The organism is Bradyrhizobium daqingense, assembly GCF_021044685.1.
Lineage (GTDB): Bacteria > Pseudomonadota > Alphaproteobacteria > Rhizobiales > Xanthobacteraceae > Bradyrhizobium > Bradyrhizobium daqingense.
The window spans coordinates 1,614,783-1,637,383 of sequence record NZ_CP088014.1; the positions used below are offsets into that span (position 1 = coordinate 1,614,783).

The window sequence follows — 22,601 nt, forward strand, 5'->3', positions numbered from 1 at the left end:
AGTAATGTGACAGCTTCCTCGGCCACATCAACGGGCGTTTGCAGGGCCTCCCCAAAGGCCCTTACCAAGGAGGATAGAGCGCGACGAACAGCCCGAGGCCGGCAAGAAGTATTGCCCACGCGACGGCCTGACGATTGCGAAGCGAGCCACGGTTCATTTGCGAGCCTTCTTACGAGACTTTCGCGTAACCGAGGCCGCAGGATTTGACCCGTCGAACACAATGACGTCGAAGAGCGTCTTCGCGTCATCGGATAGGATCCCCAACCAACATCGCTTCTAATTCGGCGGCTGTCGTTGGGACAATCCCACCATTCGGCCGAACAGGCATAGTCGACACTTCATCTCAGAAAAAACCAAATAGCCTCCCATAGGCCCGGGCGACGGGCTCGGTGCCAGGCGTCGTGCGTCGCTCGCTGTCGGGGCGTCATCGCGGCCAGGCGCTCGGCGCGCTGTTTGGCATATCTCTGTTGCTGCCGAACCTTGCGGTTGAACCGCGTCGCGCCGGCAGGTGTTGAGGCGTCCCCGTACTGTGGCAGATGCCAAGCCTTTCCGATCCGAAACGACAGATACGCATGCCCCTTGACGACGTTGCGCTCGACGTTTGGTGGCAGTTTGCGAGGCATGGCCTACCTCTCCCAACCAACATCGGCGTCAACGCCGGTCGCGTGCTCTTCCCCGTGGTGAGGCAGAGCGTCGATCGCGCTCGAGTTCGCGAACGTCCCAAGCCAGTCGTCTCGTACCCGGAATGACCCGCGGCTTGGGCATGCTTCCCGCCGTCACGAGAAGGTCAAACGTGTTCGGGCTAACCGAGGCATATGCTGCGGAGGCCTCACGATCGATTAGACGCGGCGGCAGAGTTGGCGGCAATGCAGCTTGATGTGCCACTACCGCTTCTCCCCATCCTCCATTTCGAGAGCGACTGCCCCAACTCGGAGATCGGCTGCTTTTAATGGCGGCATTCCGCCGCTTCGCGGCGCTGACGACAGAAAGAGCATTGCGGTCATCATGCCAATGATGTGCAAACAGGTGTGTAATATGAATGGCCCTCTGGGGCTATCTAGCTGATTTTATTGTATTATTTTCTTTAAATGGCGCTCCCTAGCGGAATGTAACCACAGGTAATGATGAGATTTCCTATTATATTTCAATATGTTAAAATCTTGCCGTTTCGACGTGTATCTACGCGGTGTATCTACTTTTTGGGTCGGTAGCCGACTCGGCTACCGAAACTAACGAGTCGATGAGGGGCGGTAGAGCGCAAACCCATAACTATACAACTTGTAACAAAACTTGATTTGACTTTTCGTATTGCGGTTGAGGTCCCGTTCTGCTATGTACCACTCATGGCGACGTTGCGCGATTCGAGGGCGCGCCCGTGACTGCCTGACGGACACCTTGTCCGTCATCGGCTCATAGCCGAGGTAATGCAGCCGCTCAGCGGCAACGCTAACCGAAAATTCCCACACCCATGACCACTTTAAATGCGTCTGCGGTTACCGCTGATCGCCTTGACGCGGCCCTCGACCTCAGAGCTGGCCCCGGTTGTTTGGACAGCGCCGCGCTGGATTTAAGTGGATTCCTGCCGGGTTATGCTGAACGCGGGGCTTTACGATTTTGTCGTTGCGTCGGGAGGGCGTAGCCCGACCAGAGCGACGACAAAATCGTCGGCGACGGTCATGCGGCCATCACCATAGCTTGCGTGCCGAAGTAAGCCTCGTCGGGCGTGCGCCCGTCAAGGCTCGAGTGAGGGCGTCCCTGATTGTAGAAGGCCAGATACTTGGCAATTGACGCTCGCGCCTCGGACACGCTGTCGTAGGCGCGGAGATAAACTTCTTCGTATTTGACCGTGCGCCAGAGCCGCTCGACAAACACGTTGTCGCGCCAGGCGCCCTTGCCGTCCATGCTGATGGCGATCTTCGCGTCCAGCAGCACATCGGTGAACTCGAGGCTGGTGAACTGGCTGCCCTGATCCGTGTTGAAAATCTCGGGTCTGCCGTGCTTCGCCAACGCCTCCTGGACCGCTTGGACGCAGAAGGCCGCCTCCATTGTGATCGAGACGCGATGGGCCAGGACCCGTCGGCTGAACACATCGACGACCGCCGCGAGATAGACGAAGCCACGCCGCATCGGAATGTAGGTGATGTCCATTGCCCACGCATGGTCGGGCCGCTCGATCTTCAATCCGCGCAACAGGTACGGGTAGATCTTGTGACCCGGAGCCGGCTTGCTCGTGTTCGGGCGACGATAGACCGCCTCGATCCCCATGCGCTTCATCAGCGTCGCGATGTGGCGGCGACCGGCGTATACGCCCTCCCGCCGCAGCAACGATCGCAGCATACGCGCTCCCGCGAAGGGATAATCGAGATGCAGCTCATCGAGCCGACGCATCAAGGCAAGGTCCTCGGCCGAAACTGGCCGAGGTTCATAGTAGACCGTGCTGCGAGCCAGCTTCAGGACCTTCGCCTGGCGCACGATAGAAAGATCATGACCGCGGTCGATCATCGCTTTGCGCTCAGCAGGCCCGCCTTGGTGAGCGCGCCGGACAAAAAATCGTTTTCCAACGCCAGCTCGCCGATCTTGGCATGTAACGCCTTCAAATCGACCGGCGTCTCGGCCGATGTCTTGTCATGCCCAAACACGCCGGCGGCGCCTTCCAGGAGCTGGTTTTTCCAGATCGTGATCTGGTTCGGATGAACATCAAACAGTTGCGCCAGCTCCGCCAGTGTCTTGTCTCCTTTGACCGCAGCCAAAGCAACCTTCGCCTTGAATGCCGGAGAATGCGTCCGGCGGCTCTTCTTCGTCATCTTCGCTCCTGATTCGCAGCAAGAATCCTCGCCGCTGTCAGGCAGAAAATCCACTCAAGCTACTGTCCGAATTTGCGAGGCCAGCTCTCTCATCGCCGAGGTGATGGTGCTGCACGACCGGCCGGGCTTCGCGCCCTACGTCGAACGCCTGGAGCGGGAGCTTGCCGCTATGCAGTCGAAGGATGACGTGATGACACGCGCGCGGCGGCGGCTTGCTGCCCGCGGCGCAAACGATAACGGCAAGTCCAAGGTAGCTGCGTGAACAACAGCCCCGCGTCGCCCGCCAAATATCTGCAGCGCGACCTTTAGTGTCACGCCCGAAAAATCTCACTACTCATCACACACTACGAACGGAGGAATTGTGTGCAGCCACAACTCAATTTCCACCACAACTTCAGAGAGCCGGTCAAGATCCCCGGCTCGTTCAACCTGTATTACGATCCGGTTCAGGTCGACCGGCAACTGACTAAGCTTCTGATCGAGGGAGACCCGGAATATGAAAATCCTCGCCACTCATTCGCCGCTCGGTGCTGACGTTGCCCTTGCGGACGTCGAAGTCTGCGAAGGGGTGAAGTTGTTCGGCGTGCGCATTGTGCGTGCGGCCGATGGATCGCATCGAGCTTACGCGCGCGGGGCTGCGCTTTCGCCCGCGATGGTCGAATCAATTTCATCTCTCGTTTTAGAGGGCGATTGCCAACATGCGGGCCACGCTTAAGCGCATTATCCACCTTCGTTGCAGCCTTATTGCTTACGGATACCGTCCCGTCGCGTGTAGTGGCAAAGCCGCTGTCATGGGTAACTGGCAGCGCTCGCGGTGGTCCGCTGCGCAAATGGAAGGCATCGCTCGCAACTATCCGGACGCCACAAATACGGGTCTGCTCTGCGGCGAACTTGTGGGGCTTGATGTCGACACGCCGGACGCTGAGACTGCCGACGCTATCCGCGCGATGGTGATGGAGTTGCCGGGGTCGGACAGAGCGCCGTATCGGATGGGCAAGGCACCGAAGACCCTGTTCGCATTCCGCGCCACCGAGCCTCGCGAGAAGCGCGCAACAGGCGCCTACCTGATCAACGGCGCCAAGTGTCAGGTCGAGGCGTTTGGTGAACGCACGCAATTCGTGGCGTTCGGAACGCATCCCGATACGGGCCGACCTTACGAATGGTTCAACGGTTCGCCGGCCGAAACACCGTTGGCCGAGCTTCCGGAAATCACACCAGAGGCGATCGACGAATTGTTGGCTCGGGCGGAGGCGTACTTCGCCGAGCGCGGGACGCTGATTAAGCCAGCCAGCAAAGCCAGTGACCGCGGCCCGGTGGTAGTCGATAGTGACCACCCGTGGGCTGACACATCAACGCCGCGCGTTGGCTAGCCTCGATGCATGGGTGCCGGAGCTTGGACTCGAAGATCTGCGCAAGTACCAGGGCGGCTTCCACGCTGTTGCATCCTTCCGCCCCTCGATCAACTCGAAGGTGAAGAAGCGAGGCCGCGCGCTGAATATCCAGCCCAGTGGTATTGTCGATTATTCGGCTGGAAACGCCGGCTACTCGCCGATCAACATGGTTTCAGTCAGCCTCAGCATGTCCGCGTCAGAGGCCGCCGAGTGGCTGCGTAAACGAGTTGGCGGCGGCGATGACACCAAGCCAGTCAGCGTTGCTCGTCTTCTTACTCAACCCGCCAGGCGTGCCGCAGCGCGTCGATCAACATCAACTTTGTCCTGAAGGGCGATTGCTGAATGCAAAATGCAATTAAAACCGACGCGTCCAATTCAACCGTTGAAGCCCGCGATGAGGAGCCTGTCGCAGCCAACGACAACAAACCCGCATCTAATCCCGGCACTTCGGTAACCGAGGATAGTGTTGCGTATATATTCGCGAGCACCTATCGAGACACGCTGCGCTTCTGCCACTCCACTGGCGCGTGGTTTGAATGGGATGGTTCGTACTGGCGCAGGAACGAAGTCGGCCTTGCGGCTCACCATGTTAGGGTGATGGCCCGCGATATGTCACAGGGCCTGTCTCCGAAGGCGCTCGCGACTATACGAAAGCGTTCATTCGCTTCAGGAGTCGAGGGGTTCGCTCGCAATGACCCAACCTTCGCCGTCACGATCGAGGCTTGGGACCGCGACCCGTTTCTGCTCGGAACGCCAGACGGCACCGTTGATCTGCGTACAGGGAAAATGCGCGCTGCCGACCCTGCAGATGGCATTACCAAACTAACGTCCACCGCGCCGTCTGCCCAGGCAGACTGTCCACTTTGGTTGCGATTTCTTCAAGACGCGACTGGCGGCGACGGTGAAATGATCCGCTTTCTGCAGCAGTGGTGCGGCTACTGCCTTACGGGCGACACGCGCGAACATGCACTTGTCTTTGTGCATGGCGACGGCGGTAATGGGAAATCGGTTTTTCTCAACACCACTAGCTATATTCTGCACGATTATGCGACTACGGCGTCAATGGACACGTTCGTTGCCAGCCGCAGTGACAGACACCCGACAGACTTGGCGATGTTGCGCGGTGCGCGTCTAGTCAGCGCCAGCGAGACAGAGGAGGGCAGGGCTTGGGCCGAGTCGCGAATAAAACAGATGACGGGCGGCGATGCGATTTCAGCGCGCTTTATGAGGCAGGACTTCTTTACGTTCCAGCCGCAATTCAAACTGTTTGTGGTTGGAAACCACCAGCCAGCACTGCATAGCGTCGACGCCGCAGCCCGGCGGCGATTCAACATCGTGCCGTTCACGCGAAAGCCGACGAAGCCGGATCGTGAACTTGAAGCAAAGCTTCGCGGTGAGGCGCCCGCCATTCTGCGGTGGATGGTTGATGGGTGCCGGGACTGGCAGCGCAATGGTTTGGTGCGACCTGCATCTATTGTTGAGGCGACCGAAACGTATTTTGCCGAGCAAGACACGTTCGGCCAGTGGCTGAAGGATGCTTGCCGAGTTGAGCCGGACAATCGTAGCATCTCAGACTTCGTCGCGGATCTGTTCAAATCGTGGACCGATTATGCTGAAGCATCTGGCGAGCGCCCCGGAAGCCAGAAGGGATTTGTCCAGTCGCTGACCAAGAGTGGCTTCAAGAAGGGGCAAAGGGTACGCGGCGGACAACTCTATATCGGACTGCAACTGCTTAGGCAGGCCGAGAAAGAACCTAGCGTGCGCGATTGAGCACGGATCGCGCACGGGAAAACGAAATGATTTCAATGGTCGGTGCTACGTGTGCGACATGTGCGCGATTTTTCCATTATAGGCGCTTCGCGCGCGCGTGTAGAGAGTCATACGTGAAAATCACGCACATCGCGCACACCGCGCACGGCGGCGGGGTCTAGCTGATCTCTCCCGCCGTTCACATAGGGACCCGCGCCCCCAGGAAAACATCTCCGAGTGCAAAATGAAAACCAAAACATGGGGCGGGGATATAGCAAATCCCTTGGATCCCGCGAGCCGCCCGAACCAGTGGCCGAGTTACGTATAACTTTTTTTGATTGTTTGATTATTCGATCGGCACGCAGATGCCGACGCACAAGACCGCAGAAGCGGTCAGGTACGCTCGTCACGAGAGACAACCAATGCAACACGCAAACGACAACGACCAACCCATAGCAGCCGACCATGTTACCGAGGTCCGCCCGCGCCCTGGCGAGCTGAACCGCATTCTACACCGCCGCTTCCCCGGTATGGGGCCGGCCCATGGCTGGCAATTGGATGCGGCGGCGAGGGCGACGTTTAATGCGGATATGTCCAAGTGGTTTGGTTTGGACGGGCGATGGCATTCAACTGCCGAGCAATATCGCCAGAGCAAAGGCAAGCGCCGCACCAAACAGGCGGCCACCCCCAACAAGCCCGGCAAGCCCGCCAGGCCAGAGCTACTGGATTGGCAGCAGGACGTGGGCGCACCGTACTCCAGGTGGTCGCATGCAGTTGCGGAGGGCGCTGAATTTCTTGCGGGCCGCACCGCCCCGGCGACAAGCGGCATTCGGCTCATGCAATTCGGTGCCGTTGAGGACGCCATGATCCGGGCAATCGACGCCAAGCGATTCCTGACGCAGGTGGCCAATGATAATGAGCCCGACATTCGCAGGAACAGGCCGCGCCGGAGGAAAATCGCGCTGGCGGCTTAAAATCCAGTTTTCGCCATAGTTGGGAACGTATCACCTTGAAGACCACGATTTGTGGTCTGACGTGACGTGCACTCGGCGCGCTGGCCACCACCCGGCGTCGCCACTTTTTCCCGGCCCTGAGCCGCGAAGCCGCTGCATGCGGCGTTTTATTTAACCCTCCAATCGCAATTTCCAATCCTGAAAGGAGAGCGGCCCCAATGGCCACTTGGAATCACGTGCTCGACGCGATCGAGCGTCATCTTGATTTCCCGCGCTCGCGAAGCACCGGAATCGCCAGGCGTTTGCAGGAAGCCGGAATCTTGCCTTCCGGCGCACCGGGCGTTGCGCCTGAGCTAGACGAGGACAATGTTCTCGACCTCGTTGTTGCGCTCGCCTCTGACACCGAGTTGCACACCGCTGTTGACGCGGTCCGCGCCTACCACGCGATGACACCCGGTAGTGTCAACCTGGATGGGGCCCCGCAGTCGATTCCCAACGCGCCGATCGCTGTTGCGATTTTGGTCGAGGACGCACGCACTGGCGTCGCGGAGGCGCGAAAATCTCAGGTTACCGTATCCTGCAATTGTAGAGCCGTCGCGATTCACAAACCTGATGGGTCGGTCAGTCGCTTCAGTCAGCCGGGCGCTCATTGCGCTCACTGGCAATCCAATGGCCATCACAAGTCAGTCACCATCAACGTCGCCGCTGTGGCCGGTATCATTGATGCATTGTTTGGAAAGGTTGTTGCCTAATGGCTCCGTTGAAGACGAAGACCACCGACGAATTCCGCGTCCCCAGCCTCGCGGAGGCCGACAGCTCGTACGCCGACCTGATCGCGAAACGCGTGGAATTGGAGCAGAGAGACTCTAAGCTCAACAGCGAGCGCTCGAAACTGCGCGGTAAGATCGAGGCGGGCAGGGCGGCTTTTGGGAAACATATCTCGCCCGGCGTGGCCGCGCTGCTTGGTGACGATCCTACTGACAGCATTGCCGATCTGTCGCGGCAGCTCCGCGAAGTCACCACGGAGATAGCAAACATCGAGTCAGCGCGGGAGGTCCTGCATAGGCGCACAGACGAAGCGCGGAACGTAGCCTCCAAGCTCGTGTGCTTCACCGTGATGCCAGAGTACCAGCGCCGTTTGGGTGCGGTATGTGAGGCCGCTCGCGCGTTGGAAGCAGCCAAGCCCGAGAAAAGCACGACGCGCTGCTGGACGATCTGGAGCGCGAGGATGTGCGCCTCGGTTATCTGCGGCCAGTGCGCGCGCACTTCTTGGGCGATCGGCGCGAAGGCCGCGCTTTTTACTTTTTGAAGGAAGTGAAGGAGGCGGGCCACAATGTCTAAGGGATCCGAACGCACTTCCGATGTGGCCGACCGAAAGCCAGTTCGGCGCCGTGTAAAGATGCCTGGCGAAAGCCGACACTCCGAGTGCTCGGACTCACCAGCCGTGATTGCGCGCAAGTTGATGCAAGCGAAACGCGAGAAACGATTGCGGGTGACGCAACGCAATGGCTGAAACCATCTCAGGATTCGCGATTTCCTGGAATCGGCCGGCCATCATCGCGGGGCTCTTCGAGGAACGCTTCGCGCGCGGCGCATTCGACAAGCACATCGCGCAAAATCCAGACGTCGCCGCGCTTTGCAGTCATGATGTCAGCAGGCCTCTGGGGCGCATCAGCAACGGCACCCTCAAACTACGTTCGGATAACGTCGGACTCTACTACTCGTTAGAGCCGCATCCTGATGCGCCTTTAGGGCAGGAGGCCTTGGCACTGTCAACGAGGTGAGCGTGTCGTTTACTCCAGTTGTCGAGGAGTGGGACGACGGTGGCGACATTCCGAAGCGCCTCATCACCGAGGCCAAACTTTTCGAGATCAGCTTGGTCCTGTGGGGAGCCTACGGCAAGGACACCTCAGCTCAGATCAGTCGAGCATCCAGCAACAACCAGGCAGCACGACGGCGCGTTGAAGCGAAGATGCGGGCCCGCGGCATCCTTTAAGCGCAGGGGGAGGGGTGGGTCAGATCCCTCCCACTGCCGCCACTAGCTACCGGCGGCCCCCCATTTCACGCGCATCTGCAATTCGGACCCCCAGGGGCAAAATGCCACGACCAAGAAAGCCGGCCGCCAAGGCGCTGGTTGAAGGCCGGCACATCATCAATGCTGGCCGCTATAAACGCAACGATCCAACCGGTGCCGAAATCGGCGCTCCACCCACTTGGCTAAACGAGCAACAGGCCAATGCATGGCGTGAATTCGCCAGCGAGTTGCCATGGCTCAATGCATCTCACCGTTGTCTTGTCTCCATCGCATCAGTCTTGCGCGCTCGCCTGCAAAGCGGCGCGGAGATGGGTACAAAATCGCTCAGCCTACTGAGGCTGTGCCTAAGCAGTATGGGCGCGACACCGGCCGATGCGAGCAAGATCAGTTGGGCGCCGGCAGAGGAGGCGGACGATTTACTTGACTAAAACTCACGGACACTCCGGCAGAGCTAGTAGGTTATCGTTGTAGTAGCCGTCAGCGTGAGTTCGAACATATTTTCCGTTCGGGCCGCTAACGACGCCAACGTCCGCGCGCTTACCGCCGACCAACGTAAAGAATGTATTGGTCCCGTTCTCGATCGATCGAATGACCTCCGATCTCGGCCACACCAACCACACGCCTCCGAATGCGACATACTGGCAATTGCTGGCGTCGAAGGGGGATGCTGGCGCCACGGGCTCAACCGGTGCTGCGGGGGCCAACGCCCCCACGTATGGCGGCACTTCGACCACGTCGCTCGCTATCGGCACCGGATCCAAAGCGTTCACCACGCAGGCCGGCCTCGCCTATCAGAATGGCGCTCGCGTGCGGGCTAGCTCGGCGGCGAACACGGCGAATTGGATGGAAGGCCTCGTCACCTACAGCGGCACGACGCTGACCATGACGTCCGACAAGACCGGCGGCAGCGGCACGCTCGCGGACTGGAACTTCAACGTGGTGGGCCAGCCTGGGGCTGGTGATCTGTCGAGCGCCAACAATCTGTCGGACGTGGCGAGTGCTCAAACGTCACGTGGCAATCTCGGGGTTCTGTCTCCGCCGCAAGGTCGCCTGACCCTGGTGAGCGCAACGCCCGTGATGACGACGACGCAGAGCGCCAAAACGACGCTGTACTATGCGCTCTACAACGGCAATCAGGTGCCAATCTATGACGGCACCAAACTCACGATGACGACATTTGCCGAGTTGTCGATCGCGACGACCGACATCACCAAGAACCCCGCGGCGATCGGCGCCAGCAAGGTCAATGACTGGTTTGTCTGGAACGACAGCGGTACGCTGCGGCTGCCTCACGGTCCCGACTGGACAAGCGACACGGTGCGCTCGGCTGGAACGGCGTTGGGCCAGGTCAATGGTATCTGGCTCAACAATCAAGCCATCACCAATGGGCCGGCAGCGTGGCGCGGAGGCACCACGCGCAGCAATGCATCGTCGCAACTTGATTGGATTCTTGGCGGTTCGGGGTCTGGCGGTGTGGCTGGGTACCTCGGCGTGTGGGATGCCTATAACCGCGTGACGGCATCCGCAGCGGCGATCGATAGCGGCCTCGCATACACCTATTCCAGCGCGACCGTGAGGCAGGCGAGAGCGTCCGCAGGCAATCAGGTGTCGGCTGTATTCGGGCTGGCCGAAGATGCGACGCAGATTTCGTATGCATCACGCATTGGTCTGGTCACGAACTCAGCAGCCGCGGTTTCCGGTATTGGCGTGGATGCGACCAACGTTTTCATTGGTCAGGGGGTTCTTGCAGGCGGACGAATACTACTCAGGTCGGTGGAGCAGCCGCGTACGCGGCTCCGCCACTATTGGGTTTGCACGTGTTCTCAGCCAACGAACAGGGCGATGGCACCAACGCCAACAACATCAACGTGGCAGGTCAGAACGCGCTTAGCGTCCTGGCGAGGATGTAAGATCGGTGCCACCCGTATGGCCTGCGGACGCGCGTCGCGACAAGCCATTCTTTTGTCGGAGTCGCGCACTACTTTTCATTTTTGAAAAATGGAGAAGTAAGGTGGCAATTGGGACAGTGAAGTGGTTCAACCCAACAAAGGGGTATGGGTTCATTCAACCGGATTCCGGCGGCAATGACGTCTTTGTCCACATCTCCGCGGTTGAGAAGGCTGGTTTTACTTCGCTCGCAGAGGGCGCAAAAGTCAGCTTCGACATCGTGAAAAATCGCGGAAAGGAGTCGGCGGAAAATCTACGAATCGAGTGATGCACCACCCATTGTGTTGCTCAACAGAAAGGCCGCAGTGGTACGCCGCTGCGGGCGGCCGAGGAGATCGATCGGAATCGGCCGATGGATAAGGCGCTATTGTTCGCGTGGGCGTGCGCTCTAATCCTCTTGGTACTGTTCGTCGCGCTGTACCTTCCTTGGTAGTAAGTTGCCGATGGCGACTCGCCACGGCGCTGCCTGCGATCCGAGACTGATTGCCAAGTCACCGCCCACAATCCTGGTAGTTGCTCTAGGGCATTCGTCCGGAGGATACGTTGCCCGGTCAGCTTCTCCCTCCCTTGAGGCTGACCGGGCGAAGTTAGTGGCGCGCGCGATAGGGACAGCGCTTTATCGGTCCACCCCAAAGCACCGAGTCACGTGGCCGCTAACGTTCCCGCTGTTTAGGTCGCGCGGCTGCCACCGTGAGCCCGGTGTGATCCTTGAGGCTATCGATTACCTTGAGCGCGGCTTCGAGTTCATCTCGAAGACGCTTCGTAATCCGCAGAATGCCGCTCGCGAGCTCCTCGCGGCTGATTTCTGCACCGTGAGCAACTTTTTCTTCGAGGTCGCGTATAGCTTCGTCGATCTTGTGCAGCGAGAATGTGCTAGGCATCATCCGGCTCCGTCCTGATTAAGGGGCCGGCATCCGCCGACCCGCAGCGTAAAAATGCGTCCGCTACACGGTTTAGTAAAGCGGGTGGTGTTGCGGGAAAATCTGTCCCCATCTCGCGTCTGAGCGCCTCGAATTCGGATAAGGTCGAAAGAGGGCAATCCGCCACCGCGTCCATTTTTGAGCAGATAACTTCAACCCGGGATCGCCAATCGGCCAGCTGTTCTTCAGTTCGCTGTGGCGCGTACGTGTCTTCTGCCGGTGTATGGCTTGGCCTACGGACGTAGTCCGTGAATGCTTGGATTGCCGCTACCACTTCGGTCCTAGGCACGGCGGTTACTCCTATGAGCGGAGCCAGCTCGAACATTTGCAGGCCGAGCACTTTGATATGGCATGCACGCGGGGGCGCGACAACCCACTGGTACTGGTAGGTGCTTCCAGTCCTTCTCAGCGATACTCCTTGGTGGCACCAGGGGGGAATTTTGGGCCCCTCGGGAGCAAAGGTGGCCAGCCCTGCCAATCCAAGGGGCGAAGGCTGGCCACCATCGCTTGCGACGTCACCACACAGGGTAGCTACAGGCCAATGGATGCACATATTCGAGCAGCAAATCACGTCCCTGCGGTCCCAAGCGCTTGCGGTGTTTGCAGCCAATCAGGCCAGCGCGGCCGATCAGTCTTTGAGCCAAGCAGATCGCCAAATCGCGACGTCTAATGCCGAGGAGGCTCGACAGCTTGAAACCCAACCTCGGGCCGAAGGAGGCGCGGAAGATCGCTGCACGCATACGCGCTCTTCTAGGAGAGCCGCGTGTGTGCCAACCGGTTCGGGTGGCATGCCTGTGAGACTTTCGCCAGCGCGCCCGCGCTGCTTGCGGTGTGCGGGTTAGTCATAAAAGGCACTGGGTGCGCTCGCGATAGCTGACGAAAGGGTGACGGACTGTCTTGCTTCAATCACGACCGACAGGCTGCCAGGACTCCAAGTCAGTCTCCGAAAGAGAGACCCCAGCACGGGCAGCATGCTGGGGCGAGACGTTGGGCTGACGCGAGCCAGAAATCGAGCCACGACTCGATCATTATGACCGTGTAAATGTAGAGCAGCATCACGCACCGGTCAAAATCGCACTGCATGACAGTAATCGGCGGTAGGATCTTCGTTCGCGCTTTGAGGTGCAATCCGAGCAAACGCGAGAAAACGGCAGTTGCTAATCGCGCATAAGCAAATCTCACGTCCTGAAAAACGACCAAGTTGCTATCGCAACCAAAGGCTGTCCACCGGAAAGAGACGGCTTCGCTCTCCGCAAATGTCCGGTGGTTGGCTAGGTGCGAGAGGTTTTACATCAAGCGACGTAAGGAGATTTGGGAGCAGGTGCAGGCAGAAATGGCCGTTGGAGAAAGTGCGAGAATTTCTCGCACTTTATCGAAGCCGAAACGGGCCGAGGGAATAAACAATTCGCATCTGCAGCAGGCCATCTCCACTGGTGCCGGTGCGGCGAGTCTCCGCGCCGTAGCCGATTGGAACGAGCGCAAATCGTTTGACGAGCGCCGCCGCGCTGGCGGCCCTGAAGCTCCGTGTCGGGATGCGCAGGGCGGCCGGAAGGAAAAAGCGTTAGCTCGCGGAAGGGGGGTCTTAGCCGTGGAGGCCGTCGCTAGTGGGGATCACGGGCACTCAGCCAGTGAAAGAAGATTGTCTGGCTGAACGCCGTCCGCCGTTGTCTTGATGTATTTGTGCCCGTTGTGTTCGGCCACGACCACGCCAGCCATGAGTCCGTCTTCTTCGACATAGAACTCCCATTCGCCGCTTTCAATGTCTCTGATCGTCTGAACGACAGACTGCTTCCATTGACTTCCGTTTGAATATTCACCTCCGACACTTTCAATCCTCTCGTGGGGATTCATCCTGTCGGTCTTATTGATGCAGCGAACGCGTGCGAGTTTAACCACAGGGCTCTCTCCTTCGTGCTGCAAAGGCTGGGTGACCAGTTTAGCGTTCAGTGGCGGCCCAGGCAGCCCAACCAATCCTGGTAGGGGCCCGGGAGGCTTTTCGCCGATACAACGCGAGGGCCCCCCGCGGGTTGATGCCCCCCCTCGGGGGCGGGGCGGTCAGTTTTGCAGCTCAAGGCGGTAAGGCTGACCACGGAAGTTAGTGGCGCGCGCGATAGGGACAGCGCTTCTTCGGTATGGAGGCGCCGAGTCACGTGGCCGCTAACTTCACCGCGGCGCGGGTGTGGCAGGGACAGCGTCGTTTCGCATGTTTCGCGACGCCGAGTCGCCCCCGCGCCCCCCCCAGGACTGTTGGGCTCAAAAGGCCGATGAGCGCCGCGAGGAACGATTCTACTGGATATGCGCGCGCATTACGCTAATTGATTTGGCCACATTTCCCCACTTAGGATTTGTGGCCGTCATCTGCATTTTTCTGATTCAGATAGTCGCACTTGCCGCCCTGGCCAGAAAATATGCTGATGAGAACATCGCGATAGCGATCGACAAAATCATCGCATCGATTTGCGACAGGTTCGGGTGGAAGTAGGGCGGCGAGATCCTATCCGTAAAAGCCAATCAAAAAACGGATAGCAAAAAACGCCCCTGCGACTACGGCTGCCGTGATGGCTATCGCGAAACCAACCCTAAAGCTTTCGCTCATCAGTTCCCCCTAGGCCGCAGGCACATCCCCCTCCGAAATTGCGTCTGCGGCCTCCGCTGCGACGGTCCGCAATCATGCCGGTCACTGCGGTAGGTGTGCGACTACAAATTCTTGTAGTTGACCAGAGAGCTGGCCCCGCAAATTCGGACAGTAGCTTGAGTGGATTTTCTGCCTGACAGCGGCGAGGATTCTTGCTGCGAATCAGGAGCGAAGATGACGAAGAAGAGCCGCCGGACGCATTCTCCGGCATTCAAGGCGAAGGTTGCTTTGGCTGCGGTCAAAGGAGACAAGACACTGGCGGAGCTGGCGCAACTGTTTGATGTTCATCCGAACCAGATCACGATCTGGAAAAACCAGCTCCTGGAAGGCGCCGCCGGCGTGTTTGGGCATGACAAGACATCGGCCGAGACGCCGGTCGATTTGAAGGCGTTGCATGCCAAGATCGGCGAGCTGGCGTTGGAAAACGATTTTTTGTCCGGCGCGCTCACCAAGGCGGGCCTGCTGAGCGCAAAGCGATGATCGACCGCGGTCATGATCTTTCTATCGTGCGCCAGGCGAAGGTCCTGAAGCTGGCTCGCAGCACGGTCTACTATGAACCTCGGCCAGTTTCGGCCGAGGACCTTGCCTTGATGCGTCGGCTCGATGAGCTGCATCTCGATTATCCCTTCGCGGGAGCGCGTATGCTGCGATCGTTGCTGCGGCGGGAGGGGGTATACGCCGGTCGCCGCCACATCGCGACGCTGATGAAGCGCATGGGGATCGAGGCGGTCTATCGTCGCCCGAACACGAGCAAGCCGGCTCCGGGTCACAAGATCTACCCGTACCTGTTGCGCGGATTGAAGATCGAGCGGCCCGACCATGCGTGGGCAATGGACATCACCTACATTCCGATGCGGCGTGGCTTCGTCTATCTCGCGGCGGTCGTCGATGTGTTCAGCCGACGGGTCCTGGCCCATCGCGTCTCGATCACAATGGAGGCGGCCTTCTGCGTCGAAGCGGTCCAGGAGGCGTTGGCGAAGCACGGCAGGCCCGCGATTTTCAACACGGACCAGGGCAGCCAGTTCACCAGCCTCGAGTTCACCGATGTGCTGCTGGACGCGAAGATCGCCATCAGCATGGATGGCAAGGGCGCCTGGCGCGACAACGTGTTTGTCGAGCGGCTCTGGCGCACGGTCAAATACGAAGAAGTTTATCTCCGCGCCTACGACAGCGTGTCCGAGGCGCGAGCGTCAATTGCCAAGTATCTGGCCTTCTACAATCAGGGACGCCCTCACTCGAGCCTTGACGGGCGCACGCCCGACGAGGCTTACTTCGGCACGCAAGCTATGGTGATGGCCGCATGACCGTCGCCGACGATTTTGTCGTCGCTCTGGTCGGGCTACGCCCTCCCGACGCAACGACAAAATCGTAAAGCCCCGCGTTCAGCATAACCCGGCAGGAATCCACTTAAATCCAGCGGGGCGCTGTCCAAACAACCGGGGCCAGCTCTCAGTTCGTGTTCTCTGGGCTCGAATTGCTGTCGAGCGGACCCTACGCCAGTCGCGAGCCCAATCGCCGGATGGATTGTAGCCATGACGAATGAACCGGATGATCTCATCGGACGTATTGCTGAGATCGAACTAATTGCTGAGATCGAACTAAATGAATCGGCGGCGATCTGTGTTGAGCAGATGGACGACGAAATCACGCTCGTCATTGCAAGCATTGTCGGCGTTCACTTCCAAGTGACAGTGGAGCAGGCGCTTGAGTTGTCGCGGGCCTTAGCTGTAGCTGCGGAGAATGCGGAAAAATTCCGTAAGTCAGCCAAGACGTAGCGGCTACTTCTTAATCGAGTGCTCTTGCATAAACCGCGCGGCCCTAACGCGCGCTCGCTCCATCATGTCTTCCTTCGCTTTCGCAGTGGCAAGCTCTGATTCAAGCCGCTCGAAGATCGGGAGATAGACTTCACCGCCTTGTGGCGACTGATCCATTAGGATCGCAAGACAATCCAAGCAACGCTCCAGTGTATCGACCGTGATTGGTTCGTCACTGCGGATCGCGAACCGTTTGGTCATCATTCGCCTACGCTGTCCGCGTCAATAGGGAGCTTGCTCCGCTCCCACTCCAATAACTCGGATAGAAGCCAGAACCTGGTGCGGCCACCGAGGCGCGTCGACGGTTGCGGAAAGGCCGCATCGCGCATGCGCCGGAATAGCCAAGTGTTCGATACGCTGCCGTAGCGCTCGCGAACTTGCTTGGCGTTGAGATACTGATCTGTCGCGAGGGCGTTGAGATCAACGGTCGACACGGGCGCCACCGAATCGTTGCTGCCGCCGCACGCTGGAATGGGAGTGTGGCTTTACAATAGGGCAGCACCCACATCCCTATGGACGCGCCGAAGCGCCCCGATAGGTGTGGGCAGCTAGGCCTTCGGTTTCGCCAGCCTCACACCAGGGCCGCCATCGATCGATTGACCATCTGCCAGGAAGATGGCGCCGGCAGATTCGAGGGCGGCGCGGATGGCGGCTATCGAATGACCCGGTGCCGTCGCGTCGGTCTCAACCCTCGTCACGGTGTTTCTGTGCACACCCGATTTCTCCGCAAGGTCTCGAACGGTCCAGTTCAACAAACCGCGCGCCGCCCTAATTTGTGCACTTGTCACCATGGTTAATTCCTGTATAGTGCATTTGTCACCATAGAGGTGATAGATGCACAATAAAGGAACCCGCCCAATGCTGCAAGCCGCCTCATTTCCGTCCGCTGAACGACCCACCACCCTTTCGCAGTTTCTCTACACCCATCGCCGATTGACCGACCTGGCCCGTGGGCCGCTTCCCAGCGAGATCGTTGAGGAGATGACCCACACCGCATGCGGAATTGCGGAGAGGATCCTTGAGGCGCCCGCTGCAGACTGGCGGGATCTGAGCAAGAAAGCCCTGCTGCTGCTCGACGAATTGCCCTACGAGCAGGAGTGGCTCGATCGTATGTGAATGCGGATCGAAATTTGACCCCTCAATCAGTCTATCTCGTGGGCTAACGTCTTGATTTTTCAAGTGCCGGAAAAGTGACCCCGGCGCCGATCGGCGTCGGACCCCCGCGCCGATTCACAGAAGCATGCGAAAACCATCGAGGCTCGCGGCGAAGACGTTGTCCAGCCGCATCAAGAAGCCGGATATACGTCAGTAGTTGTGGCCGTCGATCCTGATCAAGTCGGTCGTTGCAATCGGGCGGGGTCCATATGGGGTCCGGACGCCGATCGGCGTCCCAAGTGCTTGATGGGTCAATGTTCAGCGTCGATTCACAAAGATGTTGGCTGGAGATAGTCCTCGCCGCGAAAGCTGGCCGTACGCCTCACCGATGAGGAGCAGTATTTTGTCTCTGAATCTTCGGTCTATCGGCTGTTGACGGCGAAGCGCGCAGGCACATGCGCCATGCTGTCTTGGCGCGGCAATTGTCGTCATCAGGTTCTCGACAGCTTCCCCATTTAAGTTTAACAAACATACAGGGCTGATCCCCTTGGAAGAACATCCGCTGCCGATGCTCACGGTGCGTGCCTGCCGGCGCTGTAAAGGGCGGTTTGTTGCTGATTGCCCGGCATGTCAGATCGATAGCCCAGGTTCATATTTGAAGAGGACGGATGGATTTCCCCTTGACCAAGTCGGTGCATGAACAATCGGGCAGCACGGGTCCGCAAGAGAGCTCACCCGCGGCTCCGTCTGCAGCCGCGGCGACCTTTGAGCGGCAATTGAGAGAGATCAGCAGTTCAGGTGTGGGTGGTGGAGCAATGCCGGCCGCCGCTGCGCTGCAGCCGGCTCAATCAACGGAGGTTTTGATAGGGAGGCAGTGCAATCAGATCCTTTACTCCGAGGATGCTCGCCTTATCTCGGGGCTTGAGAAGGCCCTTACGAAGGGCGGGGCCGCCAAAGGCACCACCAATAACTATTTACGTGTTCTTCGCGGCTTTGGCCATTGGCTCTCCGCAAATAACAAAAAGGGCATCTCTGCTCGGCTCGACGACAAAAAATCGCTGTCTCAAGATGCGCGCGAGTTCAGCGGAGAGGGTGAGCCCTGGAAACTTCTTACAGCAATAGGTCATCTCCGAAATTCGCAGTCGACCGGCGAAGTCGTGCCGATCACACGCCACGTTGAGGTAAATCCTTATCAGCAGGACGCGGAACTCATCAAAGAGTACCAAAACGAAGTAGCGTCAGAGATGGGCAAGAGGGATGCAACCGCTCTTCGCAATTTCAGCGACTACCTGCGTGACAACAACAAGAAGGGTATTGTTGGTCGGCTTCGCGGCGAGTTGTTAAATGAAGATGTTAAGAGCTATAAGAAAGTCTCCGCTTTTCGTTCGAAAATCGGTGTCGCGCTGGATCGTCTCCGAAAATCGTCGGCCGGCGCTAAGGCGATGGATCTCGAGCGCAATATTGATCCCGAAGACGCGGCCCTGAAGGAGTCGAGGCAGGTCGGCGACGCCGCTGCGCAGCACAGTTCGTCGCAGAAAGCTGGCAGTTGGCCAGAGGAATTGCTTCCTGCGGAAGGCCATGATCAGAATTTGCTTTTGGGGCCGATGGACGAACCCGGCGCGTCGTCCTCGGCGCCGCAGCCGACTCAGTCAACTGGGATTTTGAGAGGGAGGAGGAGACGGCCTCTTTATCCCGAGGATGCTGCCCTTATTTCGGGGCTTGAGAAGGCCCTCATCAAGGGCGGGGCCGCCGAAGGCACCGCCAAGGACCATGTACGTACTCTTCTCAGCTTTGGCCAGAGGCTCTACGCAAATAACAAAGATCCCATTGCTGCTCGGCTCGACGACGAAAAGTCACTGACCGCTGATGCGCGCGAGTTGTTCGAAAAGCGTCCCGCGACACTCCATAGGGCAATAGACCATCTCAGGACCTCGCGGTCGACGGGCGGAATCGTGCCGATCGCAGGCCGCACTGAGTTGCATCCTTATCCCCAGGACGCGGCACTCATCAAAGAGTACAAAAACGAAGTAGCGACAGATGCCGGCAAGAGGGATGCAACTGCTCTTCGCAATTTCAGCGACTACCTGCGTGACAACAACAGGCCGGGCATTGCTGCTGGGCTCGGCACGTCGTTTGATGGAGATGTCGAGAGCTATAGGAAGGTCGCCGGTGCTGATTCCAGGATTGGTGCCGCACTGGCTCGTCTCCGAAAATCGCAGGCCGGCGCTGAGGCGATGGAGCACGAGCGCCATATTGATCCCGAAGAGGCGGCCCTGAGGGAGTCGAGGCGGGTCGGCGACGCCGCTGCGCAGCACATTGCGTCGCAGAAGGGTGGCAGTTGGCCAGAGGAATTGCTTCCTGCGGAAGGCCATGATCAGGATTTGCTTTTGGGGCTGATGGATGAACCCGGCCCGTCGTCCTCGGCGCCGCAGTCGGCTCAGTCAACTTGGATTGTGATAGGGAAGAGGAAGCAGCCTCTTTATTCCGTGGATGCTCCCCTTATTTCGGGGCTTGAGAGGGCCCTCATCAAGGGCGGGTTCAGCAAATCCGCTGCCGAGCAGCACGGAGGTTCCCTTCGTAGCTTTAGCCGTTGGCTTTTCGCAAAAGAAAAACCGAGCATTCGTGATCGGCTCGACAATAAGTCGCTGACCGATGGCGGTGAGGTGCTCGAGTTCACCGGAGAGGGTAATCCAAAGAGACTCGTTCAGGCAATCGACTATCTCCGGACCTTGCGGTCGACGGGCGAAGTGCCGATCTCACGACGCGCTAAGCTGAATCCTCACCCCCAGAACGTGGCCTTTATCAATCCCGAAGACACGGTACTGATGGAGCCGAGGCGCGTCGACGCCGCCGCTGCGCAGCACAGCGCGTCGCAGGAAACTGGCCGTCGGCCAGAGGAGCTTCCCGCGGAAGGCCGCGATCAGGATTTGCTTTTGGGGCTGATGGACGAACCCCGCTCGTCGTCATCTCTCGAGCCAGCCGCGCGCCATGACCAGGCACCGGATCCCGGAGAGCCCGACCGCCAGCAGTCCCCGGACGAGCCGATGGCTGCGCTTGCCAGGAGCAACCGCCTGCCAAGCGAGGAGGTCCTCATCAACGATGAGCATGACACAGCTGAGTTGAGGCCAGCGAAGAGGCAGAGGACCCTAAACAATCCGCAAGGCGTTGCCGGCGAGCGGCAGCTGAGCGAGATCGCCAATTCAGGCGGCCAGCCGACACCGGCGCCTACCCATCAACAGGGTACGTCGTCATGGGAGACGCAGCCGATGCTGCTGCGGAGCGGCTACGAAGATGTCACGGCGCCGCATGCGGTCGCGATGTACGTCGGGGGCGCCGCTGCGCAGCACAGCGCGCGGCAGCGAGCTGTCAGTCGGCCATTGGTCCTCCCGGAAGGTTACGATCAGGATCTGCGCTTAATGGTGGAAGACGGCCCATCGTGGCCCGAGGTTCCTCCTGAGCAGGCGCAGGACATAGTCCAAGCTGGGCAGGAACCTGCCCGGCCGACCGTGGAAGCAGCGCCAACGCACTCTGCCAGGGCTCGCTCAAATACCTACGGCGGTATTGAGGTGTCGTTTAATCCGAATTCGCCCGCATCATTTGAGTTGCGTGACAATGCTTGGAGCCCGGCGCCTGGCTTTCCGCCGCCGTTTGCCGGGCCGGTACCGGGGCATCACCAGGGCGCTCAACAGCTCGGCTCGCCGCAGGGGCTTTCTCCGGTGTCCGCCCACTCGGACGATGACGCTTTGGCGTGGTTGAGCGAGGAGCTTGCGCGGCAGATGCAAGAACCGGCATCACCATCAACTGCCAGGGCTCAGGATCTCTATCGTGGATTTGAGGCACTCCTTGATCCGGATGTGGCCGAGTTGGATGACAGTGCTCACTTTGCGCCAGCGCCTTCTGCCAGGGCTTGCTCAGACACCTACGGCGGTCTTGAGGTATCGTTTAATCCGAATTCGCCCACATCATTTGAGTTGCGCGACAATGCTTGGAGCCGGGCGCCTGGCTTTCCGCCGCCGTTTGCCGGGCCGGTACCGGGGCATCACCAGGGCGCTCGACAGCTCGGCTCGCCGCAGGGGCTTTCTCCGGTGTCCGCCCACTCGGACGATGACGCTTTGGCGTGGTTGAGCGAGGAGCTTGCGCGGCAGATGCAAGAACCGGCATCACCATCAACTGCCAGGGCTCAGGATCTCTATCGTGGGTTTGGGGCACTGCTTGATCCGGATGCGGCCGAGTTGGATGACAGTGCTCACTTTGCGCCAGCGCCTTCTGCCAGGGCTCGTTCAGACACCTACGACGGTCTTCCATTGGTTGATCTGACCGCGCCCGCACCGTCCCCATTGCGCGACGATATCGTGCGGCGGTTTCCGATCACCTCCTCCGATGCTCAGATCGGGGCGTTGAATCCGATAGCCTTGTCCCATAACCGCGGGCTGGTGCTCGAGGACACGGAATGGCTGGGCGACGAGCATATCCTCAGGGATTACCAGCTTCAGGAGCTGGATTTGCAGAGGAGCGATTCGGATCTCGCCGCCCGGACGCGGTTCGTAGATCCCCTCGAAGCGCTGCGGCTGCGCCTGGGCGCGGAGAGCGACGTGCTACGCGTATTCCATCGCATCGTCCATGATCGGCGTGATAACGATACAGCCGACTTCCTGTTGCTGCCAGTGAACGATGCCAGTGCTACGGACCGCGGCAGGCATTGGTCGCTGCTGTTCGTTGATCGCAGCAACCGGCAACGGCCTGTCGCCTATCACTACGATTCCTACGGGAGATACAACGAGACGCATGCAAGACAACTCGCAGAAAGGCTGAACCTCGCCCTGCAGCCCGCCGGCATGGCCCAGCAGCAGAACACTTATGATTGCGGCGTCTTTGTCGTGGACGGCACGCGGGAGCTGGTTAGGCAATTGGCGCAAGGACGGGAGCCAGACCAGCTGAACCTCAGCAACGTCGTTGCCAATCGGCAGGCACTGCAAGCGCGACTCAGGGGTTGATGTCGCCGTGGGCGGACCCTCGCGGCGCTTCTCTTTGAGCTTGAATGACGGCTGGAAGAAGTTCACCAGCAGGCGCGCCGCGGCGTAGAGACGTGCCATCACGCGGGCCGTCTCGCCCCCGTCGAAGCGCCCGTATCCGACGAGCCGCCGGACCACCGACAGCGCGATGCGGTTGTCGGCAAGGGCGAGCGCGCGACGCTGCGCTTCGGAAAGACCGGTCAGCTGACCGGCGCCTCGAGGAGACCGAGCTTTCGCGCGGCCAGG

Annotated in this window: 24 protein-coding genes and 1 pseudogene; 17 read left to right on the forward strand and 8 right to left on the reverse strand. The window is 59.4% G+C overall.

The window, feature by feature from the left end; translation table 11 throughout:
• Nucleotides 1–1,674: 1,674 nt before the first annotated feature.
• A protein-coding gene (locus LPJ38_RS07500; RefSeq protein WP_085967575.1) for an IS3-like element ISRj2 family transposase occupies nucleotides 1,675–2,804 on the reverse strand; the annotation gives its coding sequence in 2 pieces (ribosomal slippage) (nucleotides 1,675–2,552 and nucleotides 2,552–2,804; 1,131 coding nt in all).
• A gap of 103 nt (nucleotides 2,805–2,907) precedes the next feature.
• Here LPJ38_RS07500 and LPJ38_RS07505 point away from each other — a divergent pair.
• The 10 genes and pseudogenes from LPJ38_RS07505 (at nucleotide 2,908) to LPJ38_RS07550 (ending at nucleotide 9,360) form a co-directional block, all read left to right on the forward strand.
• Nucleotides 2,908–3,066: a hypothetical protein gene (locus tag LPJ38_RS07505; RefSeq protein ID WP_016846393.1), complete on the forward strand. Its 159-nt coding sequence runs from the start codon at nucleotides 2,908–2,910 to the stop codon at nucleotides 3,064–3,066.
• A gap of 234 nt (nucleotides 3,067–3,300) precedes the next feature.
• The gene (locus tag LPJ38_RS07510) at nucleotides 3,301–3,519 is read left to right on the forward strand and encodes a hypothetical protein (RefSeq protein ID WP_129964954.1); all 219 of its coding nucleotides are present in this window, start codon (nucleotides 3,301–3,303) and stop codon (nucleotides 3,517–3,519) included.
• 76 nt (nucleotides 3,520–3,595) lie between these two features.
• On the forward strand, nucleotides 3,596–4,174 hold the full coding sequence (locus tag LPJ38_RS07515; RefSeq protein WP_231088587.1) for a bifunctional DNA primase/polymerase: 579 nt from the start codon (nucleotides 3,596–3,598) through the stop codon (nucleotides 4,172–4,174).
• 13 nt (nucleotides 4,175–4,187) lie between these two features.
• Nucleotides 4,188–4,523 carry a hypothetical protein gene (locus LPJ38_RS07520; RefSeq protein WP_161536874.1) on the forward strand — a complete coding sequence of 112 codons (336 nt, stop codon included), beginning with the start codon at nucleotides 4,188–4,190 and terminating at the stop codon, nucleotides 4,521–4,523.
• 14 nt (nucleotides 4,524–4,537) lie between these two features.
• Nucleotides 4,538–5,965, forward strand: a complete 1,428-nt coding sequence (locus LPJ38_RS07525; RefSeq protein WP_011090968.1) for a phage/plasmid primase, P4 family — start codon at nucleotides 4,538–4,540, stop codon at nucleotides 5,963–5,965.
• A gap of 401 nt (nucleotides 5,966–6,366) precedes the next feature.
• Nucleotides 6,367–6,918, forward strand: coding sequence for a hypothetical protein (locus tag LPJ38_RS07530; RefSeq protein WP_014498619.1), 552 nt, complete (start codon nucleotides 6,367–6,369; stop codon nucleotides 6,916–6,918).
• Between the two features lie 197 nt (nucleotides 6,919–7,115).
• A complete protein-coding gene (locus LPJ38_RS07535) occupies nucleotides 7,116–7,649 on the forward strand; it encodes a hypothetical protein (protein ID WP_145643163.1) in 534 nt (177 codons plus the stop codon).
• Nucleotides 7,650–7,657: 8 nt separating this feature from the next.
• Entirely contained in the window at nucleotides 7,658–8,206 is a 549-nt protein-coding gene (locus LPJ38_RS07540; RefSeq protein ID WP_223153797.1) for a hypothetical protein, read from the forward strand.
• 196 nt (nucleotides 8,207–8,402) lie between these two features.
• Nucleotides 8,403–8,893, forward strand: a pseudogene (locus LPJ38_RS07545) (HK97 family phage prohead protease).
• Nucleotides 8,894–8,994: 101 nt separating this feature from the next.
• Nucleotides 8,995–9,360: a hypothetical protein gene (locus tag LPJ38_RS07550; RefSeq protein ID WP_014498622.1), complete on the forward strand. Its 366-nt coding sequence runs from the start codon at nucleotides 8,995–8,997 to the stop codon at nucleotides 9,358–9,360.
• A 3-nt stretch (nucleotides 9,361–9,363) separates the two neighbouring features.
• Here the strand turns inward: LPJ38_RS07550 and LPJ38_RS07555 are convergent, their stop codons facing one another.
• Nucleotides 9,364–9,609 carry a DUF3892 domain-containing protein gene (locus tag LPJ38_RS07555; RefSeq protein WP_309248086.1) on the reverse strand — a complete coding sequence of 82 codons (246 nt, stop codon included), beginning with the start codon at nucleotides 9,607–9,609 and terminating at the stop codon, nucleotides 9,364–9,366.
• Here LPJ38_RS07555 and LPJ38_RS07560 point away from each other — a divergent pair.
• Both LPJ38_RS07560 and LPJ38_RS07565 read left to right on the forward strand, forming a co-directional pair.
• Entirely contained in the window at nucleotides 9,521–10,927 is a 1,407-nt protein-coding gene (locus tag LPJ38_RS07560) for a hypothetical protein (RefSeq protein ID WP_145643165.1), read from the forward strand. The genes LPJ38_RS07555 and LPJ38_RS07560 overlap by 89 nt on opposite strands.
• 16 nt (nucleotides 10,928–10,943) lie before the next feature.
• Nucleotides 10,944–11,147: a cold-shock protein gene (locus tag LPJ38_RS07565; RefSeq protein WP_011090960.1), complete on the forward strand. Its 204-nt coding sequence runs from the start codon at nucleotides 10,944–10,946 to the stop codon at nucleotides 11,145–11,147.
• A 385-nt stretch (nucleotides 11,148–11,532) separates the two neighbouring features.
• Here LPJ38_RS07565 and LPJ38_RS07570 read toward each other — a convergent pair whose 3' ends face one another.
• From LPJ38_RS07570 to LPJ38_RS07580, 3 genes are all read right to left on the reverse strand, one after another.
• On the reverse strand, nucleotides 11,533–11,760 hold the full coding sequence (locus LPJ38_RS07570) for a hypothetical protein (protein ID WP_223153796.1): 228 nt from the start codon (nucleotides 11,758–11,760) through the stop codon (nucleotides 11,533–11,535).
• A gap of 554 nt (nucleotides 11,761–12,314) precedes the next feature.
• A complete protein-coding gene (locus LPJ38_RS07575) occupies nucleotides 12,315–12,539 on the reverse strand; it encodes a hypothetical protein (RefSeq protein ID WP_154694125.1) in 225 nt (74 codons plus the stop codon).
• 871 nt (nucleotides 12,540–13,410) lie between these two features.
• Nucleotides 13,411–13,695, reverse strand: coding sequence for a DUF3892 domain-containing protein (locus LPJ38_RS07580; RefSeq protein ID WP_011090958.1), 285 nt, complete (start codon nucleotides 13,693–13,695; stop codon nucleotides 13,411–13,413).
• 307 nt (nucleotides 13,696–14,002) lie between these two features.
• On the opposite strand from LPJ38_RS07580, the gene LPJ38_RS07585 reads away from it, so the two are divergent.
• The 3 genes from LPJ38_RS07585 (at nucleotide 14,003) to LPJ38_RS07595 (ending at nucleotide 16,209) form a co-directional block, all read left to right on the forward strand.
• On the forward strand, nucleotides 14,003–14,281 hold the full coding sequence (locus LPJ38_RS07585) for a hypothetical protein (protein WP_014498626.1): 279 nt from the start codon (nucleotides 14,003–14,005) through the stop codon (nucleotides 14,279–14,281).
• Between the two features lie 327 nt (nucleotides 14,282–14,608).
• Nucleotides 14,609–15,738, forward strand: a protein-coding gene (locus LPJ38_RS07590) for an IS3-like element ISRj2 family transposase (protein WP_109866565.1) whose coding sequence is annotated in 2 segments (ribosomal slippage) — nucleotides 14,609–14,861 and nucleotides 14,861–15,738 — 1,131 coding nt in all. Because the reading frame shifts where the segments join, the coding sequence is not laid out codon by codon here.
• Nucleotides 15,739–15,966: 228 nt separating this feature from the next.
• Nucleotides 15,967–16,209, forward strand: coding sequence for a hypothetical protein (locus LPJ38_RS07595; RefSeq protein WP_014498627.1), 243 nt, complete (start codon nucleotides 15,967–15,969; stop codon nucleotides 16,207–16,209).
• A 3-nt stretch (nucleotides 16,210–16,212) separates the two neighbouring features.
• On the opposite strand, the gene LPJ38_RS07600 is transcribed toward LPJ38_RS07595, so the two are convergent.
• The 3 genes from LPJ38_RS07600 to LPJ38_RS07610 form a co-directional block, all read right to left on the reverse strand.
• Complete coding sequence (locus LPJ38_RS07600) at nucleotides 16,213–16,452, reverse strand: hypothetical protein (protein ID WP_016846398.1); 240 nt, start codon at nucleotides 16,450–16,452, stop codon at nucleotides 16,213–16,215.
• On the reverse strand, nucleotides 16,449–16,682 hold the full coding sequence (locus LPJ38_RS07605) for a helix-turn-helix transcriptional regulator (protein WP_223153795.1): 234 nt from the start codon (nucleotides 16,680–16,682) through the stop codon (nucleotides 16,449–16,451). The genes LPJ38_RS07600 and LPJ38_RS07605 overlap by 4 nt, the downstream gene beginning before the upstream one ends.
• Before the next feature lie 114 nt (nucleotides 16,683–16,796).
• The gene (locus LPJ38_RS07610; protein WP_011090956.1) at nucleotides 16,797–17,039 is read right to left on the reverse strand and encodes a helix-turn-helix domain-containing protein; all 243 of its coding nucleotides are present in this window, start codon (nucleotides 17,037–17,039) and stop codon (nucleotides 16,797–16,799) included.
• A 67-nt stretch (nucleotides 17,040–17,106) separates the two neighbouring features.
• Here LPJ38_RS07610 and LPJ38_RS07615 point away from each other — a divergent pair, with 67 nt between their 5' ends.
• Together LPJ38_RS07615 and LPJ38_RS07620 are read left to right on the forward strand one after the other, a co-directional pair.
• Nucleotides 17,107–17,364, forward strand: a complete 258-nt coding sequence (locus tag LPJ38_RS07615) for a hypothetical protein (RefSeq protein ID WP_014498629.1) — start codon at nucleotides 17,107–17,109, stop codon at nucleotides 17,362–17,364.
• A 647-nt stretch (nucleotides 17,365–18,011) separates the two neighbouring features.
• Nucleotides 18,012–22,337: a Ulp1 family isopeptidase gene (locus LPJ38_RS07620; protein ID WP_178372642.1), complete on the forward strand. Its 4,326-nt coding sequence runs from the start codon at nucleotides 18,012–18,014 to the stop codon at nucleotides 22,335–22,337.
• Nucleotides 22,338–22,601 lie beyond the last annotated feature (264 nt).

What these genes read in the sequence shown, in the direction of transcription:
- LPJ38_RS07560 (WP_145643165.1), top strand. Translation starts at nt 9,521, where the DNA reads ATGACCTCCGATCTCGGCCACACCAACCACACGCCTCCGAATGCGACA.
- LPJ38_RS07510 (WP_129964954.1), top strand. Translation starts at nt 3,301, where the DNA reads ATGAAAATCCTCGCCACTCATTCGCCGCTCGGTGCTGACGTTGCCCTT.
- LPJ38_RS07535 (WP_145643163.1), top strand. Translation starts at nt 7,116, where the DNA reads ATGGCCACTTGGAATCACGTGCTCGACGCGATCGAGCGTCATCTTGAT.
- LPJ38_RS07525 (WP_011090968.1), top strand. Translation starts at nt 4,538, where the DNA reads ATGCAAAATGCAATTAAAACCGACGCGTCCAATTCAACCGTTGAAGCC.
- LPJ38_RS07505 (WP_016846393.1), top strand. Translation starts at nt 2,908, where the DNA reads ATGGTGCTGCACGACCGGCCGGGCTTCGCGCCCTACGTCGAACGCCTG.
- LPJ38_RS07600 (WP_016846398.1), bottom strand. Translation starts at nt 16,452, where the DNA reads ATGATGACCAAACGGTTCGCGATCCGCAGTGACGAACCAATCACGGTC.
- LPJ38_RS07585 (WP_014498626.1), top strand. Translation starts at nt 14,003, where the DNA reads ATGTTTCGCGACGCCGAGTCGCCCCCGCGCCCCCCCCAGGACTGTTGG.
- LPJ38_RS07530 (WP_014498619.1), top strand. Translation starts at nt 6,367, where the DNA reads ATGCAACACGCAAACGACAACGACCAACCCATAGCAGCCGACCATGTT.
- LPJ38_RS07610 (WP_011090956.1), bottom strand. Translation starts at nt 17,039, where the DNA reads ATGGTGACAAGTGCACAAATTAGGGCGGCGCGCGGTTTGTTGAACTGG.
- LPJ38_RS07570 (WP_223153796.1), bottom strand. Translation starts at nt 11,760, where the DNA reads ATGCCTAGCACATTCTCGCTGCACAAGATCGACGAAGCTATACGCGAC.
- LPJ38_RS07620 (WP_178372642.1), top strand. Translation starts at nt 18,012, where the DNA reads ATGGATTTCCCCTTGACCAAGTCGGTGCATGAACAATCGGGCAGCACG.
- LPJ38_RS07575 (WP_154694125.1), bottom strand. Translation starts at nt 12,539, where the DNA reads ATGCGTGCAGCGATCTTCCGCGCCTCCTTCGGCCCGAGGTTGGGTTTC.
- LPJ38_RS07595 (WP_014498627.1), top strand. Translation starts at nt 15,967, where the DNA reads ATGACGAATGAACCGGATGATCTCATCGGACGTATTGCTGAGATCGAA.
- LPJ38_RS07515 (WP_231088587.1), top strand. Translation starts at nt 3,596, where the DNA reads ATGGGTAACTGGCAGCGCTCGCGGTGGTCCGCTGCGCAAATGGAAGGC.
- LPJ38_RS07615 (WP_014498629.1), top strand. Translation starts at nt 17,107, where the DNA reads ATGCTGCAAGCCGCCTCATTTCCGTCCGCTGAACGACCCACCACCCTT.
- LPJ38_RS07550 (WP_014498622.1), top strand. Translation starts at nt 8,995, where the DNA reads ATGCCACGACCAAGAAAGCCGGCCGCCAAGGCGCTGGTTGAAGGCCGG.